The 17,544-nt window shown below is 65.9% G+C and carries 13 protein-coding genes and 4 pseudogenes; 6 read left to right on the forward strand and 11 right to left on the reverse strand.

Features of this window, described 5'->3' with window-relative positions:
* Window positions 1–35: 35 nt before the first annotated feature.
* Window positions 36–1,160 carry a C4-dicarboxylate TRAP transporter substrate-binding protein gene (locus EOW66_RS18235; protein ID WP_128157765.1) on the reverse strand — a complete coding sequence of 375 codons (1,125 nt, stop codon included), beginning with the start codon at window positions 1,158–1,160 and terminating at the stop codon, window positions 36–38.
* Between EOW66_RS18235 and EOW66_RS18240 the strand changes: the two genes are divergently transcribed.
* The 4 genes and pseudogenes from EOW66_RS18240 to EOW66_RS18255 all read left to right on the forward strand — a co-directional run bounded on the left by EOW66_RS18240 (window position 1,150) and on the right by EOW66_RS18255 (window position 3,892).
* Complete coding sequence (locus EOW66_RS18240) at window positions 1,150–1,563, forward strand: hypothetical protein (protein WP_128157766.1); 414 nt, start codon at window positions 1,150–1,152, stop codon at window positions 1,561–1,563. The two genes, EOW66_RS18235 and EOW66_RS18240, sit on opposite strands and share 11 nt — an antisense overlap.
* Window positions 1,564–1,598: 35 nt before the next feature.
* The gene (locus tag EOW66_RS18245) at window positions 1,599–2,459 is read left to right on the forward strand and encodes a LysR substrate-binding domain-containing protein (protein WP_128157767.1); all 861 of its coding nucleotides are present in this window, start codon (window positions 1,599–1,601) and stop codon (window positions 2,457–2,459) included.
* A 145-nt stretch (window positions 2,460–2,604) separates the two neighbouring features.
* A pseudogene (locus tag EOW66_RS18250) lies at window positions 2,605–2,703 on the forward strand (transposase); the annotation flags it as partial.
* A gap of 95 nt (window positions 2,704–2,798) precedes the next feature.
* Window positions 2,799–3,892 (forward strand): annotated as a pseudogene (locus EOW66_RS18255) (IS3 family transposase).
* A gap of 168 nt (window positions 3,893–4,060) precedes the next feature.
* Here EOW66_RS18255 and EOW66_RS18260 read toward each other — a convergent pair.
* Window positions 4,061–4,285: a DUF2283 domain-containing protein gene (locus EOW66_RS18260; RefSeq protein ID WP_128157768.1), complete on the reverse strand. Its 225-nt coding sequence runs from the start codon at window positions 4,283–4,285 to the stop codon at window positions 4,061–4,063.
* 23 nt (window positions 4,286–4,308) lie between these two features.
* Window positions 4,309–5,022: a hypothetical protein gene (locus EOW66_RS18265; protein WP_164881187.1), complete on the reverse strand. Its 714-nt coding sequence runs from the start codon at window positions 5,020–5,022 to the stop codon at window positions 4,309–4,311.
* Between the two features lie 29 nt (window positions 5,023–5,051).
* Between EOW66_RS18265 and EOW66_RS18270 the strand changes: the two are divergent.
* A pseudogene (locus EOW66_RS18270) lies at window positions 5,052–6,024 on the forward strand (IS5 family transposase); the annotation flags it as partial.
* A 40-nt stretch (window positions 6,025–6,064) separates the two neighbouring features.
* Window positions 6,065–6,280: pseudogene (locus tag EOW66_RS18275) on the forward strand (saccharopine dehydrogenase); the annotation flags it as partial.
* Window positions 6,281–6,429: 149 nt separating this feature from the next.
* On the opposite strand, the gene lpdA reads toward EOW66_RS18275, so the two are convergent.
* From lpdA to EOW66_RS18315, 8 genes are read right to left on the reverse strand one after another with little or no spacing between them, the layout of a single operon-like run.
* A complete protein-coding gene (lpdA, locus tag EOW66_RS18280) occupies window positions 6,430–7,827 on the reverse strand; it encodes a dihydrolipoyl dehydrogenase (RefSeq protein WP_128157770.1) in 1,398 nt (465 codons plus the stop codon).
* 11 nt (window positions 7,828–7,838) lie between these two features.
* Window positions 7,839–9,059: a dihydrolipoamide acetyltransferase family protein gene (locus EOW66_RS18285; RefSeq protein WP_128157771.1), complete on the reverse strand. Its 1,221-nt coding sequence runs from the start codon at window positions 9,057–9,059 to the stop codon at window positions 7,839–7,841.
* Between the two features lie 26 nt (window positions 9,060–9,085).
* Window positions 9,086–11,275 carry an alpha-ketoacid dehydrogenase subunit alpha/beta gene (locus tag EOW66_RS18290; protein ID WP_128157772.1) on the reverse strand — a complete coding sequence of 730 codons (2,190 nt, stop codon included), beginning with the start codon at window positions 11,273–11,275 and terminating at the stop codon, window positions 9,086–9,088.
* A 50-nt stretch (window positions 11,276–11,325) separates the two neighbouring features.
* Window positions 11,326–12,117, reverse strand: a complete 792-nt coding sequence (locus EOW66_RS18295; protein ID WP_128157773.1) for an SDR family NAD(P)-dependent oxidoreductase — start codon at window positions 12,115–12,117, stop codon at window positions 11,326–11,328.
* Between the two features lies 1 nt (window position 12,118).
* Window positions 12,119–12,664: a VOC family protein gene (locus EOW66_RS18300; RefSeq protein ID WP_128157774.1), complete on the reverse strand. Its 546-nt coding sequence runs from the start codon at window positions 12,662–12,664 to the stop codon at window positions 12,119–12,121.
* 10 nt (window positions 12,665–12,674) lie between these two features.
* Window positions 12,675–14,189 (reverse strand): sugar ABC transporter ATP-binding protein, encoded by a 1,515-nt coding sequence (locus EOW66_RS18305; RefSeq protein ID WP_128157775.1) that lies wholly within the window; start codon window positions 14,187–14,189, stop codon window positions 12,675–12,677.
* Window positions 14,186–15,310, reverse strand: coding sequence for an SMP-30/gluconolactonase/LRE family protein (locus EOW66_RS18310; protein WP_128157776.1), 1,125 nt, complete (start codon window positions 15,308–15,310; stop codon window positions 14,186–14,188). The genes EOW66_RS18305 and EOW66_RS18310 overlap by 4 nt, the downstream gene beginning before the upstream one ends.
* Before the next feature lie 3 nt (window positions 15,311–15,313).
* A complete protein-coding gene (locus tag EOW66_RS18315) occupies window positions 15,314–17,443 on the reverse strand; it encodes an ABC transporter permease (RefSeq protein WP_128157777.1) in 2,130 nt (709 codons plus the stop codon).
* Window positions 17,444–17,544 lie beyond the last annotated feature (101 nt).

Here is a 17,544-nt window from a genome sequence, read left to right on the forward strand (position 1 = left end):
CTTCTCCTTTTCAGGCCACGCCTTAGACCCGGTCTTCAGTTCAGACCGTAGGTCGAGACATCGAGGTTGCCATAGATCTCTTTCTTGAAGATCGCCTGCAGGGCTGCGGTATCGCTTCGGTCCACATTTGCCAGAAGACCCTGCCATTTCGCGTAGACCGCGTTGAACCGCGCGATCAGATCCGCCGCGCCCTCGACGTCGAGCCGGGCCGCCACCTCGAGCGCCATCGGCTCCACCTTCTGCGCGATGAAGGTGTCCAAGGCGGCCTGCAGATCTGCATCCGGTTCATGCAGCGTGACCCCGTGATCCCCGGCCTCGGCAAGCGCGTCATCGACAGACTGCTCGAAGGCGGTGGTCATGGTGACGAGGTTGTCCGAAATGCTGTCGACGAGCAGCTGGCGTTTCTCTTCCGACAGGCCGGACCAGGTCCGTTGGTTCATGGCATATTGCCACCCTGCGAAATACTGCCCGAGGTCCAGCAGGGTCACGTCCTTTGCCACATCCCAAAGCGACCGCGTCTTGAGGTCGTTGGGCGAATTGGCCGCGCAGTCGAGCTGCCCCTTCTCGAGCCCCGTGAACATTTCCGAGGACGGCACGTTCACCGCCGCGGCCTGCACCGAGGCGGCCCAGGCGGCGTGGACGGGGCTTGGCATCCGGATTTTCTTGCCCGCGATATCGCCAAGCGAGACGATGGGCGTCGAGCATATCAGCGCATACGAGGGCGAGGCGTAGCTTCCCAGAAAGACGATGCCCTGCTTGCGGAACATCTGCTGCATCTGCGCGTCGTTCAGATAGAAATCCGCGACGGCCGCTGTCAGGACCATGCTGTCGTTGAACGAAATGCCAAGCGCGGCCAGCACGTTGTCCGCCGGAAGCTCGGACGGCGTATAGGTGCCGGCGTGATAGGTCATGTCGACGATGCCGTCCCGGAGGCCGGACAGGTTGGCACTCGGCGGCAGCACGGAATCGCCGGTATAGACCTTCAGCGTCAGCTCTCCGCCCGATTTGTCCTCAAGCGTCCGCGCCAGGGCCTGATAGCCGTCCTTCACCAGCGGATAGGTGTCCGGGAACCAGGTGCTGGCGGTGATCTCCTGCGCGGCGGCAGGCAGGGCCGTAGCGCTGCACAGCCCGAAAAAGAGAGCTCCTGCAATGCGTTTCATGTCTTTTCTTTCCCTGTTGTTCGCTTTTTTGCGGATTCGGACCGGTCGTTTCTCGACCGTGTCACTTGTTCTTCGTTTGCCCGCCGGGGGCTTCGCAGCCTGTCATTCCCTCTTTCACGAGGTCTCCCGGCCTGGACCGGATCACCGTCAGCACACTGCCGGACCGTCCGGAGCGCGGTGGCCGCACGCGGTCTTCATCGCCGATCGGCTCACGGGCGGCAACAATATCCGGCATGCCGCCGTTGCTGCGGCGGCCGGGCCGTCAGATGTGTCGATCTACACTTCCGCCCAGTGCACGGGGCTTTCGGATTGGCATGCCCGGCGCTCTTCCGCCGACGACGGATCTCGATTGAAAAAAGATTATTCATTAGTCTCTTTGACGCAAGGAAAAAAAATTGATTAGATGTATCAATTCAATTCTCATATCTGGCGAAAATCATGCTGAATCTGACTGCACTGAACACCTTTCATCAGGTCGCCCGGAGCGGCGGCATCGCCGGGGCGGCCTCACACCTCAATGTCACCGACGGCGCCATCCGCTACCAGATCAGACGGCTGGAGGAGGAACTTGGGGAGCGTCTCATCGTGCGCAGCAAACGCTCGCTCACCCTGACCTCGGCGGGGCTGTCCTTGTTCGAACGGCTGAACCACGCCTTTCAGGACATGGAGCGGGCCTGTCAGTCCCTGACATCCGCTTCAGGCCTGGACGGCGAGCTGAACATCGCCTGCGCCCCGGCCTTCGCCGGCTCGCGACTGCCCTCGGTGATCAAGGCCTATTGCCAGCAGTATCCGTTGATGACCGTGCGGGTCTTCCCGATCGGCATGGCCGACGACAGCATGGATGTGGTCATTTCCTACGGCGAACGCCCGATGCCCGGGATGCGCGAGGCGATCTTGCGCGACGAGATGTATTTCCCGGTGTGCCGGCCCGAGCTGAAATACGAGTGGAACATCAACGACCCCGCCGATCTGGTGCATTGCATCGCCCTGCATGCCGATCAGGGGGCGGACTGGATGCGGCTTGTCAGCGCCGCGTCGCCCAAGGCGCTGCAGTTCGCACAGCAGATCTATTTCCCCAACGCCGCGGTCTCGTTGCAGGCGGCAAGGCGGGGCTGCGGCATTGCGGTCGGTACGTCGATCCTCTGTGCCGACGATCTGCGCAGCGGGACGCTGGTGAGGCTGCTGAATATCGAGGTCCCCGCCCCCAATCCCTATTTCATCATCCAGCCGGGACAGACCCAAAAGGACAGCGCCGAGCGGTTTGTCGAAACACTGATGGCGGAGCTGGAAAACGGGTGAGTGCACAGCTCTTCGCCTGCCGGAAGGTGAACCGATGGGCTGCAGCAAAGTTGGAAGCAGGTTGAGGGGGACTGGGCAGCGGGCACTGAGGTGCCCCTAGATTTGTAGACGCCTTGCCCCGTCACTATGAGGCAAGGAGGCCGACATGGGGACAAGCAATTACAGCGACGAGTTCAAGCGCGACGCGGTGCATCAGATCACGGTGCGTGGGTATCCGGTTCGGGAGGTTTCCCGGCGACTGGGCGACAATGTAATGACCCAGCGGAATCTGCTCAGTGCTGTGACCCCCGATAACTCGTCCATCGGATGCTAGAGTCCGTCCCAATGAGAGGACCGGACATGAAGAGATCGAAGTTCACCGAGGAACAGATCATTGCGCTCCTGCGCGAGCAGGAGGCTGGGGCAACGACGGCAGAGGCCTGCCGCAGGCACGGGATCAGTAGCGCCACGTTCTATGCCTGGAAGGCGAAGTTCGGTGGCATGGAGCCGTCGGAGGCAAAGCGTCTGAAGGCCCTCGAAGAGTGAGCCCGTGAACGCCACTGGTCCGAGAGAGCGGGCGAACAACGGCAAGCTGAAGCGGCTGCTTGCCGAAGCGATGCTCGACAACACCGCGCTGAAGGATCTGCTCTCAAAAAAATGGTAACGCCCGCCGCCAGGCGCGAGGCCGTCGCCCATCTCAAAAAGGGCTAAGAGATGAGCGAGCGGCGGGCGTGTTCCGTGATCGGGGCCGATCGGTCGTCGGTGCGGTATCGGCACCGGCGCCCCGATGATGCTGCGCTGCGCGATGTGTTGCGCGCCGCAGCCGCAAACGCGCCATCGGCACACGGGCACCGCTGGTGACCGAGGCTGTGGCGAATGCTCGCTGGTCGGTCGATTTCGTCCAGGATCAGTTCGCCGACGGGCGGCGTTTTCGCATTCTGAACGTGATCGACGATGTCACCAAGGAGAGCTTGGCCGCTGTCGTCGACACCTCGATTTCCGGCCGCCGCGTTGCCCGGGAACTGACGGCGCTGATCGCGCGGCGCGGAAGGCCCGGTGTGATCGTTTCGGACAATGGAACCGAGTTCACTTCGAACGCGATCCTCGAATGGGCCGAGAAGATGCAGGTGAAGTGGCACTACATCGCGCCTGGCAAGCCCATGCAAAACGGCAACTGCGAGGCGTTCAACGGCCGGATGCGCGACGAGCTGCTGAACGAGACCCTGTTCTTCGGCATCGACCATGCGCGCGCGGCTGTCGCCCGCTGGCCCCACATCTACAACACCGAGCGGCCGCATTCGGCCCTCGGTTATCAGGCCCCCGCGGTCTTCGCCGCCCAACTCATCGCAATGGGCGATCAGCTTCGCGCAACGGAACTGCTGCGCAGATCGCCCATTGCTCCGTCGGCGCAACCGCGCCAAATTCAGCAAAGGACTCTGGTTTCAGCCGGATGAACATCGGGGGTCACAGCAACGCCAGACTGGCCGGCTGCGCGCTCAATTCCTGCGCCACGGCTGGATAACTGCTCCTTGCCCAATCCCCCGGCGCGGCAAATGTCGCAACCGTCCCAAATGCCACAAACCGCGACACAAGAAACAGTCGAGTCAGAAGGCGAATCACAATCACGAGGTTGTTTCGGTCGTGGAAATTAGATACTGCGGCAATTTCTTGCTGGCTTGAAGAATTTCAATTCCGACAAGACGGCCTTCGCTATCAAAGTCCAAGTGAACTTGCCCTTCCACCTCCGCCGGATCGCAACAATATGTAAATCCAAATGAAGTGTGATCATCATCAGATTTTAGCTGAATGTATGCGGCGTCGACTGACGGATCGTATTTGATCTTCATTGCCTGTTCCTAAGATTGTTCAGCTAGTTCGTCGGATTTCTGGGCTGGACCACAGTGGTAATCCTATCTCCGACTCCGACGAAGGTATTGCTTGAAGCATCATAGTAGCCTTGAAGAGCTTCCCCCTTTGGGACATAGCTAAACGGCTGCTGGTCCATCGCGTTTGCGATACTTTCATTGGAGATGCCACGCGTGGTCGCTTGCTGCGATGCATGAATGCTCATTTCTCTTCCCTGAATACTTACGACGGCCTTGCCAGCTGGGTTTATCCTTACGGTGATCCGCTCTTGTGTATTTGTGGCACGAATTACCCTTGCCCCATCACCACTGACCTCGATAAACCGACTGCTGCCACGCAGGAGCAACCGCAGTCCACCGCCCGCGATTGGTATCATAGAGGCGACAAGAGATACGCTGTCAACACCCGCGGCAACCCAATCCCCTGCCTGAACGTCATAATAGAGTTGATACCCGTCGATGGCAGTCCCCACGACAGGAACGAACCCCAGGACAAGCAGCGTCGCGGAGAAAAATAGTTCAGGATCCGGCTGCAGCCCATTTTCCCTGGCAAATTGCATTGCAGCGTTGGTTGTCGCAACTCGAAAAGCCGCGGAATCCCCGTCCTTGCGATATTGATCGAGGGCCATGTTGAGAAGAGCTGTATCGAAACCATAGCTGATCCCTAGCAGGGCGCTGAAAAACTCCGGCCTCGGCGCGGATCTTGGAACGTGATTCACCAGCCACCGCGGGTATGACGGAGGTCGCGATGCGTGGATCGGACAAGGTGACGGGATCGCTGTTCAGCTACATCGATCTTGAGGAGCGCATCCCGGCGCGGCACCCGTTGCGTAAGATCAGGGCGCTCGTCAACGATGCGATACGCGCCCTGGATGCCGGGTTCGACCGGCTCTACGCCGGCGAGGGCCGTCCCCCGATCGCACCGGAGCGACTGATACGGGCCAGCCTCCTGCAAATCCTTTACCCGATCCGTTCCGAGCGGCAGCCCAGGGAGCAGATGGACGACAACCTGCTGTTCCGCGGGTTCGTGGGCCTCGGGATCGACGACGTCATCTGGGTCCCGACGGTCTTCACGAAGAACCGCGACCGGCTCCTGACCACGGACATGTCCCGTAAGATCATGGCTGCCATCCTGGCGCATCGCGAGGTGACACCGCTGCTGTCAGACGACCACTTCTCGGTCGATGGCACATTGGTAAAGGCCTGGGCATCGATGAAGAGCTTCCAGCCGAAGGACAAGCCGTTGCCCGACCGGGACGGCGACCCGAGTGATCCGCCAGATACCGTTGCCCATGCCGAACCTTCCGATCAGTCCACTCCCGAACCCGAACCTGCCCCGCCCCACATGCCGCCACCGCAACGCCGAAGTCGATTTCCGTGGCGAACGGCGCTCCAACGCGATGCATGCCTCGACAACCGATCCCGATGCGCGGTTGTTCAAGAAGTCACCCGGCGCAGGTGCGATGCTGTGCTTCATGGGGCATAGCTTGATGGAGAACCGCTCTGACATGATCGTGCCGGCCGACCTGCCGCAGGCGGATGGCCATGCCGAACGCCGTGCCGCCATCGACATGCTCCACCGCCATTCACCGGGATCTGCACGGCGACTGACCCTGGCGGCAGACCGCGGCTACGACAGCGCCGACTTCGTCGCCGAGCTCCCCTGGCTCGATCGTGGCGCTGCCGTGACGAGCTTGTCCCATAGGGCTTCCGTCCATTCCGACGAGTGGATCGCACCATCAAACCGTGGGCTCAAACACCTATCTGTCAGGCCATGACGGGTGCATTCGCTCTCGGCCAATTACCCGCAGGCCGACGGGCGTTTCTGGATGGGGTTCGGCGATCACGACATCAACGTCTTCACCGTGTTGAAGAACCCGTGGCCTGCTCTCGGAGCAGCCGGTGAAGACCGCCGGGAGGCCTGAGGTCGTGCCGCTGAAACTGGTGAAGGTGCGCGTGATCGGCCCCGATGGCATCGACCGCGCGATCTGATCGCGAGAGCCCCGAGGGCCCCGTTTCGGCGGGGCTTTTCCCTGCGCGACAGGCCTGTCAACGGTGGGTCATGGCCCCGGAGTCGAGGGCCATTCGGATCGGTGCAGGCGGCATGACCATGCCCCACGCCGCGCTCACATGTGGATCGCGCGCCCGTAAGCGTCGAGCACGGCTTCATGCATCATCTCGCTCAGCGTCGGATGCGGGAAGACGGTCTCGATCAGGTCCTCCTCGGTGGTCTCGAGCGCGCGGCCGATGACATAGCCCTGGATCAGCTCGGTCACCTCGGCGCCAACCATATGCGCGCCCAGAAGCTCGCCGGTCTTCGCGTCGAAGACCGTCTTCACCAGCCCCTCGGGCTCGCCAAGCGCAATCGCCTTGCCGTTGCCGACGAAGGGGAAGCGGCCGACCCTGATCTCATAGCCCGCGGCCTTCGCCTTCTCCTCGGTCAGACCGACCGAGGCGACCTGCGGGTGGCAATAGGTGCAGCCGGCGATCGCGCCGGGCTTGACCGGATGGGCGTGCAGGCCGGCGATCAGCTCGGCAACCATCACCCCCTCGTGGCTGGCCTTGTGCGCAAGCCACGGTGCCCCGGCGATGTCGCCGATCGCATAAAGCCCCGGCACCCCGGTGCGGCAGAATTCATCGACGACGACATGGCTGCGGTCGATCTTCACGCCAAGCGCCTCGAGCCCGAGGTTCTCGACATTGCCGACGATGCCCACAGCCGAGATCACCGTGTCGAATTCAGCCGTGGTGGTGCCCTTGGCATCCTCGAGATGCGCGGTCACGCCGACGCCCGGCTTGCGCTCGAGCGTCTTCACCGTGGTCTTCTCGAGGATCTTCATCCCCTGTTTCACGAAGGTCTTCTTGGCGAAAGCCGAGATCTCGGCATCCTCGACCGGCAGCACCCGGTCCATCACCTCGACGACCGTGGTCTCGGCGCCGAGCGTGTTGAAGAAGCTTGCAAATTCGATGCCGATCGCGCCCGAGCCGATGACGAGGAGCTTCTTCGGCATCCGTTTGGGCATCAGCGCGTGCTTGTAGGACCAGACGAGATCGCCATCCGCCTCGAGCCCGGGCAGGCTGCGGGCGCGCGCGCCGGTGGCGAGGATGATGGCCTTCGCCGTCAGCTCTTCCACGCCCTTCTCGGTCTTCACCGAGACCAGGCCGGGCCTGGGCAGGCTCGCCTCGCCCATCACCACGGTGACCTTGTTCTTCTTCAGCAGATGCGCGACGCCGCCCGAGAGCTGCTTTGCGACCCCGCGCGAGCGCGCGACGACCGCGTCGAGATCATAGCCGATCCCCTCGGCCTTCAGGCCGAATTCCTTGGCGCGGTGCATCAGGTGGAAGACCTCGGCCGAGCGCAAGAGCGCCTTGGTCGGGATGCAGCCCCAGTTCAGACAGATGCCGCCCAGATGCTCGCGCTCGACCACGGCGACGTTCAGCCCCAGCTGTGCGCCGCGGATCGCAGCGACATAGCCGCCGGGCCCCGCACCGATCACGATCATGTCGAAGCTCTTCGCCACCATCCCAGCCCTCCTTAAAGCAGCAGGCCGAGCGGCCGCTCGATCCCTGCCTTGATCGCGGCGAGCAGCTCTGCGCCGAGCGCGCCGTCGACCGAGCGGTGATCGACCGAAAGGGTGAGGCTCATCACCTCGGCCAGCACGATCTGCTCGCCCCGCCCGACCGGGCGGCGCTCCGCCGCGCCGACGGCGAGGATGCAGCTTTGCGGCGGGTTGATGATCGCGCAGAAGCTCTTCACCCCATACATGCCGAGATTGGAGACCGAGAAGCCGCCGCCCTGATACTCCTCGGGTTTCAGCCGCCCGGCCCGGGCGCGGGCCGCGAGTGCGCGCATCCCCTCCGACAGCGTGCCGAGGCTCATCCGGTCGGCCCCGCGCAGGATCGGCGTCATCAGCCCGCCTTCGGTCGCGACCGCAACCGAAATGTCGACGTCGCGCAGCTGCAAAATCTCCTCGCCGTTCCAGATCACATTCGCCGCAGGCACCGCGCGCAGCGCCAGCGCGGCGGCCTTGACGATCAGATCGTTGACCGAGATCCGCGCGGAGGCCGCGCGCCCCTCGTTGAGCTGCGCGCGCAGCGCCAGCAGCGCATCGATCTCGCAATCAGCCGAAAGGTAGAAATGCGGGATCCGCTGTTTCGCCTCGACGAGGCGGCGCGCGATGGTGCGGCGCATGGTCGAGACCGGCATCACCTCATGCGCGCCGATCCCGGCGGGACTGTCCTGCCCGCTCGCCGGGGCGACGGGCGCCGGCCCCACCGCGGGGGAGGCGGCGAGAAGCCGCTCGACGTCGATCTTCACGATGCGCCCCTTCGGGCCGCTGCCATGCGTCCCGGCAAGGTTCAGCCCCGCCTGTGCCGCCATCCGCCGCGCAAGCGGCGAGGCCGGGTGACGCCGCTCGCCCGGGCGGTCCGCCGCCGCGGAGGCCCCCGGGGCGGGCGCCGGCGCCCGGTCGGTCGACGCCGCAGGTGCGGGCGGGGCGGCCTCGGGCAGCGCCTCGCCCTCGGCCAGGAGCAGCGCCAGAACCGCCCCCACATCGGCGCGCTGGCCCGCTGTGACGTTCAGCCGCCCGACGATGCCTGCCTCCGCGGCCTCGAGCTCCATCGTCGCCTTGTCGGTCTCGACCTCGGCCAGCACCTGCCCCGGGGCCACCTGGTCCCCCGGTTGCACCAGCCATTTCGCGATCACCGCGTCTTCCATCCCCGCCGAGAGCGAGGGCAGCACAATCTCGGTCGTCATTCTCTGTCTCCCCGGTTCACCGCGCGTCACTGCGCCAGCGGCAGGCCCTGGCCCGCCATCGCCGCCGCGATCCCCGACACGACATCGGAGGGGCGCGCACAGGCCGCCGTTTCGAGCGCCTTCGAGATCGAGGGCGAAGCCTCGCCCCCGGTCACCCGCAGCACCGGCTGGTCGAGCCAGTCGAAGAGCCGGCGCTGCACCTCATCGGCGAGCATCCCGCCGTAGGAGGTGCCGAGCGCCCCCTGCTCGACGATCAGCACATTGTTGGTCTTGCGCACCGAGGCCTCGATCGTCTCCCAGTCGAGACCGGCCCGGTCGAGCGAGCGCAGATCCACGATCTCGGCGTCGACGCCGAGGTCCTCGACGACGGCGCGGGTCTTTTCGACCATCGCGAGATAGGTGAGGATCGTCAGCTTCGTGCCCGGGCGCACCACCTTCGCCCTGCCGAGCGGAATGCAGTAATCGAGATCGCCGACCGGGGCCGGGCCCTTCGAATTGTAGAGATCGACATGTTCGATCACCAGCACGGGGTCGTCGCACATCAGCGCCGAATTCATCAGCCCGACATAGTCATAGGGCGTCGAGGGCGCGACGATGCGCCAGCCGGGCGCGGTGGCGAAGATCCCCGCCGGATCCATCGAATGCTGCGAGCCATAGCCCGTGCCCATCGCCACCTTGGTGCGCAGCACGAGCGGCATCGGGCTTTCGCCGCCGAACATGTGGCGGAACTTGCCGATCTGGTTGAAGACCTGATCCGCCGCGACCCACATGAAATCGGGATACATGAACTCGATCACCGGGCGCACCCGGCCATCGGCCGCCATCCCCGCCGCGACGCCGGTGAAGGCGTTCTCCGAGATCGGCGTGCCGAGGCAGCGGTCGGGATAGGCCTGCGACAGCCCCCGGGTCGCGCCATTGGTGCCGCCCTTCAGCCGGTGCACATCCTCGCCCATCACCACGATGCGCGCATCCGTGGCCATCCGGCGCTCCATCACATCGGCGACGAGGTCGATGAATTTCGCCCCCTTGGCGATCTCGCCGGGGAAGGCCTCCTGTTCGAGGTAGCGCGCCCCCGCCATCTCCGACAGGTCGCCCCGCAGCCCGTAGTCGCGGAAGCTTTCCTCCGGCCAGAGCGCGGGGATGATCCGCTTGCGCCCCTCGGCGGTCTCGATCAGCTCGGCCGCGACCTCTTCCATCAGCGCCACCGCCCGCTGGCGCAGCGCCGCGAACCCCTCCTCGCCAAGGATCTGCCGCCCGGCGAGCAGCCGGCCCAGCGCCTCGATCGGGTCGCGGGCGCGCCATTCGACCTCCTCCTCCTTCGTGCGATAGCCGAAGGCGGAACCGGGCAGCGCGCCATTCTGGTGGAAATAACGGTAGAGATCGGCCTCGATGATCACCGGCCCCTCGCCCGCGCGCATGATCCGGTTGGCCTCCTGCGCGGCGAGATAGACCCCGAGCGCATCCATCCCGTCGACCTTGAGCGCGGGGATGCCGAAGGCGAGCCCCCGCGCCGAGAGCCGCGTCTCGGCGGTGACTTCCGCGACATGGGTCGAGACGGCATAGCGGTTGTTCTCGATGAAGAAGCAGATCGGCAGCTTCCAGGCGGCGGCGAGGTTCATCGTCTCCAGCACCGAGCCGATATTCGTCGCCCCATCGCCGAAATAGCTGTAGACGACCGCCCCGCTGCCCGCGCGCCGATGCGCCCAGGCCGCGCCCGCCGCCATCGGCACGCCGCCGCCGACGATCGCATTGGTTCCGAGATTGCCCGCCTCCGCCCAGCGCAGGTGCATCGAGCCGCCGCGCCCCTTGCAGAAGCCCTGCGCGAGACCGAGGATCTCGGCGAGGGTCTTCTTCGCGAGATCGCGGATCTGCGGTTCGAACGGCTGTTCCGGGTCGATCCCCGTCTGCGCGACATGGGCGAGCGCCTTGGCGAGGAACTGGTGATGCGCGCGGTGCGAGCCGTTCACCTCGTCGCCCGGCCGCATCGCGAGGGCCGAGCCGACCGCCCCACCCTCCTGCCCGATCGCGGAATGCGCCGGACCATGCACGAGCCCCTGCGCCGCGAGATCGAGCACCTTTTCCTCGAAGGCGCGGATCAGCGCCATCTGGGCAAGCATCGTGCGTCCGGTCTTCGGATCAAGGGCGGCGGCATCCTGCGCGGTGACGCGCAATTCGCGCCAGGGCGCGGCGGGGCTGAGGTCGATGAAGTCAGGCATGATGTCCTCGGAAAACGAACGGGGGCAAACGAACGGGCCGCTGGGGCGGCTCAGAGATAGCCGTAGGCCGTCCAGCCGCCGTCGGCGACGAGGGTCTGGCCGGTGATATAGGCGGCGGCGTCGGAGGCGAGGAACAGCGCCACGGCCGCCATTTCCTCCGGCGTGCCGAGACGTCCGGCGGGCACGCGGGCGCGCAGGGCCTCGAGATCGAGCCGCCCCTCGGCCGCCATCCGGCCGGTCAGCGCGGTCTCGACATAACCCGGGCCGATCGCGTTCACCCGGATCCCCCGCGCGGCCCATTCGATCGCGAGCACCTTGGTCAGCGCGACCACCCCGGCCTTGGCGGCGCAATAGGCGGCCCGTTCGGGCGCGGCGACCACGCCATACATCGAGGCGGTGTTGACGATCACCCCGCCGCCCTGCTCCGCCATGACCCGCCCCGCGGCCTGCGCGACGAGGAAGACCCCGGTCAGGTTGACGTCAATCGCCCGGCGCCAGAGCGCGGGGGCAAGATCGAGAGAGGGATGGTTTGCACCGATACCGGCGTTGTTCATCACGATGTCGAGCCGCCCGGTGAGCGCGCCCGCCGCGGCACAGGCGCGGGCCACATCGACCTCGTCGGCGACGGAGCCGGCGCAGGCGGCCGTGCGCACGCCATGCGCCGCGGAAAGCTCCTCCGCCAGCGCACGGCTGCCCGCGTCGTCGAGATCGAACAGCACGAGATCGGCACCGGCGCGCGCGAGGGCCACGGCCATCGCGCGGCCAAGGCCGCTCGCGGCGCCGGTCACAAGCGCGGTGCGGCCGGTGAAGTCCTGGGTCGGAAGATCGGAAGGTCTGGTCATGTCATGCCTCGGGATGGGCCGGGTGCCACAGATGGCGCGCGGCGGTTTTTTCGTAGGCCTTGCCGCCGGGAAAGCTGACGAGTTCGCACTGCATTCCCCAGGGGGTCAGGAAATAGATCCAGCTCTGCCCGCCGCTCGGCCCCTCCGTGCGGAAGACCGGCGCGCCGCAGATCGTGACACCGCTGTCGCGCAGATGCGCGAGGGCCGCGTCGAAATCGTCGACGTAGAAGGCAATGTGATGGCCGCCGATGTCGCTGTTGCGCGGAGGCCGGGCCAGCTGATCGGCGGCCTCGTACTGAAACACCTCGAAATTGCTGCCATGGCCGCAGCGCAACAGCGCGAGCCGGCGCATCACCGTGCGCGGATCGACGTTCAGCTGCACTGCCATCCAGTCGTCGTCGGAGCGGAAGGGGCCGAGTTCGTAGATCTTCTCACAGCCGATCACCCGGCAGAAGAAATCCACCGCCTGATCGAGGTCGGGCACGGTGAAGCCGATATGATCGGTGCCGCGCAGCCCGGGCATGCCGGAGGGAACGGATGTCGTCATCAAAGCCCCCTCAGTGGATCGCCGCGAAGAGGATCTTGTCCTCCGTCGCCTCGGCCGCGGACATTTCCTCGACGATGCGCCCCGCGCGGGCGACGAGGATGCGGTCGGAAACGGCGAGGATCTCGGGCAGGTAGGAGGAGATCACCACCACCGCCTTGCCCTCGGCCGCCAGGTCGCGGATCGCCGTGTGGATCTGCGGGATCGCCCCGACATCGACGCCGCGCGTCGGCTCGTCGAAGAAGATGATCGAGGGCTCCTGCACCAGCGCCTTGGCGACCACGACCTTCTGCTGGTTGCCGCCGGAATATTCGATGATCTTCAGGCTGCGGCGCAGCGCGGCGATGTTGAGCTTCTTCACCCAGAGATCGGCGACGCGCTTGCGCTCGGCGCGCGAGAACAGGAAGCTGAAGCCCCCGGGCCGCGTCAGCTTGCCCAGATAGATGTTGTCGTCGACATTCATCGTCTCGAAGAAACCGTTCAGCTTGCGGTCTTCGGTGATGTAGACGATGCCGTCGCGGATCGCCTGGCGCGGCACGTTGTAGCGCACCGGCTTGCCGCGCAGATAGACCATGCCGCCGCGCAGGAAGTTGCGCTTGAGCGCGCCGGAGACGATCTTCGCCGCCTCGGTCCGGCCCGAGCCGACGAGCCCCGCGATCCCCACCACCTCGCCCGCGAAGGCCGAGAAGGACATGTTCTTCACGATCGACCCCATCGTCACATTCTCGACCGAGAGCAGCTTCTCGCGCCGGTGTGCCGGGGCGTGATGGGAGATGCGCGCCTCGGCCGCGGCAACCTCGCGCCCGACCATCAGCTTCACCACCCCCTCGCGGTCGAGCTCCTGCGCCGGACAGGTGCGGATCAGCTTGCCGTCGCGCAGCACGGTGATCCGGTCAGCCAGCTGCAGCGCCTCCTCGAGCGCGTGGCTGATGAAGACGATCCCAACACCACTCTCGCGCAGACGCCGCATCAGGTGGAAGAGATACTGGATCTCCTCCGGCGTGAGGCTCGCGGTCGGTTCGTCGAAGATGATGACGCGGGCATCGTGCAGCACGGCGCGCGCGATCTCGACCATCTGCCGTTTCGCGGTGCCGAGCTGTTCGATCAGCGCCAGCGGATCGACGTCGAAGTTGAGCGACTGCAACGCCTGCTGCGCGGCGATGTTGATGCCACGGTAGCGGGTGAAGAGCTTCTCCATGCCAAGCTGCATGTTCTGCGCCACGGTCATCGAGGGCACGAGGCTGGTCTCCTGATAGACCATCGCCACCCCGGCGGCGAGCGCATCGCCCGGCGCGGTGAAATCCACCGGCTTGCCGTCGATCAGATAGCTGCCCGAGCTGAGCTGCACCGCCCCCGACAGGATCTTCGACAGCGTCGACTTGCCGGCGCCGTTCTCGCCGAGCAGGGCGTGGATCTCGCCCGGGCGCACATCGAAATCGACGCCGTCGAGCGCATGCACCCCGCCATAGACCTTGGTCGCGCCGCGCAGCGCGACGATCGCCTGTTCCGTCCGGTTCGCCTCGGTCATGCGGCGTCCTCCCTCAGCCAGGTTTCGGTTTGCGGCAGCTCGACGATCACGCCCTCGCCCTTCGAGAGCGCGAAGACCCGGCCACCGGTGCTGCGCAGCGCGGTGATGCCGTGGAACGGCCCGCCGACACGGCTGTGCCAGCTCGCCACCCCTTCGCCCTGCGCATCGAAGAGCGCGGCCAACCCGTAGGAACGCGGTGGCGCCCAGGCCTTCTCGATGCCGAGTTTCTTGATGCCGCCAAGCTGCGTCGGCGCCAGATGCGCCATGCGCGAATTCAGCGCCGGACCGATCCAGAGATCGCGCGGCACCTCCGCCATCATCCGCTCGCAGAAGGCGCGTTCGGAGAGCACGAATTCGGTCAGCTCCGTGCGCAGCGCGAAGAAGCTGATCCAGAAGCCCGCCCCCTGCGCCACGATGCGCCCCGGATAGCCGGTGAAATTGCGCGTGATGAGCCGCCGCGTGCCGCCCACGAGATCGAGCGACCAGAGCCGGTGCGTCCAGGCCTCGCTGAACCACAGCTGCCCGCCATCGGCGCTGACGCAGACCCCCGCGGGCCAGGCGAGGCCGGTGGCCAGCTCCTCGCCCGCGCCGGTCGCCGGGTCGAGCGCGACGATCCGGCCCGAGGGCGCGCCCGCCTGCATCAGATCGGTCTTCCAGTCGCTCACGCTATGCGTTTGCGAGGCATCGGCGGCATAGAGCCGCCCGTCCGGCCCGGTGGCGAGCGCGCTCACTGCGCGCAGCGGCCGCCCGGCGACCTGCGCCGCCTGCCAGAGCACCCGGCCCGCGGCATCGAGCGCGAGCACCCCGCGCCCCTCGAGCGCGACGAACAGCCCGCCCTCCTTGCGCGGGGCCATTGCCCCGGCCGCGGCCTCGGTCGCGGCAAAAAGGCTGCGCTCCCCATCCGCGAGCCGCACCAGCCCTTCGGGCACCGAGACGAGGAACCCGGGCGCGCCCTCGGCCTTAAGGACGAGGAAGTCATCCGCCCCCTCCAGCACCGGGCTGACCGGCTGCGCCTGTTCCAGCAGGCGGTTGGGCGAGAACGCACCATCGAGCACCGGCACCGCATGGGGATCGCGGTTGGGATGAAAGAGACGGTCGATGATGTCAGCGATCAGAGACATGGCTTATCCTTTCCGCCCGCTGCGGGCGTCGGTGCCCCAATAGGAGTTCCAGCCGGTCCAGCCCTCGTCGACGCCGCTCAGGCGGATCCGGCCGATGCGGTTGTTCTCGAGCCCGCCGATGTAGAGCCAGCCCTTGTGCTCGCGCATCGAGGTGATCGTCGGATGCGCCTCGCTCTTCGGATCCCAGAGCGATTCCAGCACCGCGCCGCTGTCGGCAAACTTGATGACCGCGCCATAGTTCAGTCCCGGGATCAGCCATTCGTCGCGCGGGATGCGCTTGACCATGCGGATGCGGAACCCGGGCGAGGCCATCGCGAGATCGTAGACCGGCGAGCGCAGGCCGACGAAGGCAAGCCAGTAATTGCCATCCGACGAACGGTTGATGTTGTCGGGGTAGCCCGGCAGATTGTCGATCACCACCTCGGTCTGGCCGGTCTTCGGCCCCGCGATCCAGTAGCGGAAGACCTTGCACAGCCAGGTCGAGCAGAACAGGATCGACTGTCCGTCATGCGCCACGCAGACGCCGTTCGGGAAGGCGATGTCCTTCAGGATCGTGCGCGTGGTGCCGGTCGCCGGATCGTGGCAGATCAGCCGCCCGTTGCCGCGCCCCTCGAACCCGTCGAGCGCCCAGTTCTGCAGGTCGTAACGGATCGTCGCCTCGGAGAAGTAGATCTTCCCGTCGGGCGCGATGTCGAGGTCGTCGGCGAGCGAGAGCCGCGAGTCGTCCTTGATCGAGAGCCAGCTGCGGTTCGTCTCGTCGGTGACCTTGTAGACCTTGCGCTCGGGGGTGACGCCATAGACCCCCATGCCGGCAACGCAGACGATCAGGTTCTCGTCGCGGTCGAAGGCCATGCCGAGCGGGCGCCCGCCGATCCGGGCGAATTCCTCGCGGGTGCCGAAATCCGGGCCCGAGAAGCGGATGATCGAGCCGTTGCGGGTCACCGCGTAAAGCCGGTCCTGACGGTCGAGGATCACGTCCTCGGGCCCCTCGATCTGGTTCAGGCCGATGGTCTCGACCTCCTTCAGCCGGTCGTTCGCGGCGAAGGGGGTGCCGCTGTCGGCGGCGATCGAGGGCGCGGGGGGGAAATCGACCCAGGTCGGGCTGACATAGACCTTCTGGGTGATCTTGGCCTTGTTCTTGGCCCATTTCACGTTGAAGCCCATCGCGACGAGCAGCACCAGACCGACGGTGGCCGAGGTCAGGCTGCCATGCACGCCCGACTGCACCAGCCCGTTCACGGTGAGGAAGATCGCGATCGCGCCCATCGCCGCGCGCGCGATCGAGCCGCGCCCGCCGTTCAGGCTGATGCCGCCCAGCACCACCGCGGCGAGGGCGGTGATTTCCCAGCCCTGACCGACGCCGGTGCCGACGCTGTTTTGCCGCGCGGCATAGATCACCCCGGCAAAGGCCGAGAGCAGACCCGACACCAGATAGGCGGAGAAGATCGCGCGGCGCACCGGGATGCCGGCATGGCGCGCGGCCTTGCGGCTTGACCCCACGGCCATCAGATGCAGACCCGGCCGGATCCGCGAGAGGTAGAAATGCAGCGCCACGCCGATGACGAGCAGGCTGATCGCGGCGAAGGGCAGGCCGAGGATCTTGCCGCCGCCCATCATCGTCCAGAGCGGATCCTCGATCATGATCGAGGACAGCTCGACCGTGTAGCCATTGATGAGCTTGTCATAAAGCGCGCGCAGGATGATGAGCATGACCATCGTGGTCAGGAACGGTCGGGTGCGCAGATAGGCGATCAGCGCCCCGTTCACCGTGCCCGCGAGCGCGCCGAAGGCCAGCGTGCCGAGGATTGCGGCGGGGATCGGCCATTCGAGCACGCCGGCCAGATAGATCGCGACGAAATTCGCCACCGCGAAGGTCGCACCGACGGAAAGGTCGATGCCGCCGGAAAGGATGGCAAGCGCCATCGCGAAGGTGACGAGCGCGATCGGTGCAAAATCGCGCAGCAGGTATTGCAGGCTGATCCAGCTCAGCTGCGAGGGCAGCGCCAGCGCGAAGGCGCCGATCACCATCAGCATCAGCACGAAGGGGACGAAAGCCTCCATCCAGCGCTTCTCGAGCAGCTCGCCGATGAGGATCTGCGGGGAATATCTGTACCAGAGTCGAGCGACGGACATGTTGGCCTCGGACAATCGGGGAGTGGGGCTCCCGGCGGGGTGCCGGGAGCGTCGTTTCGGTCTTTGCGGGGAAATGCGGGCTCAGGCCCGCGGAGGGGCGA

This window comes from Paenirhodobacter huangdaonensis (assembly GCF_004022465.1).
GTDB classification, from domain to species: Bacteria; Pseudomonadota; Alphaproteobacteria; order Rhodobacterales; family Rhodobacteraceae; genus Rhodobacter; species Rhodobacter huangdaonensis.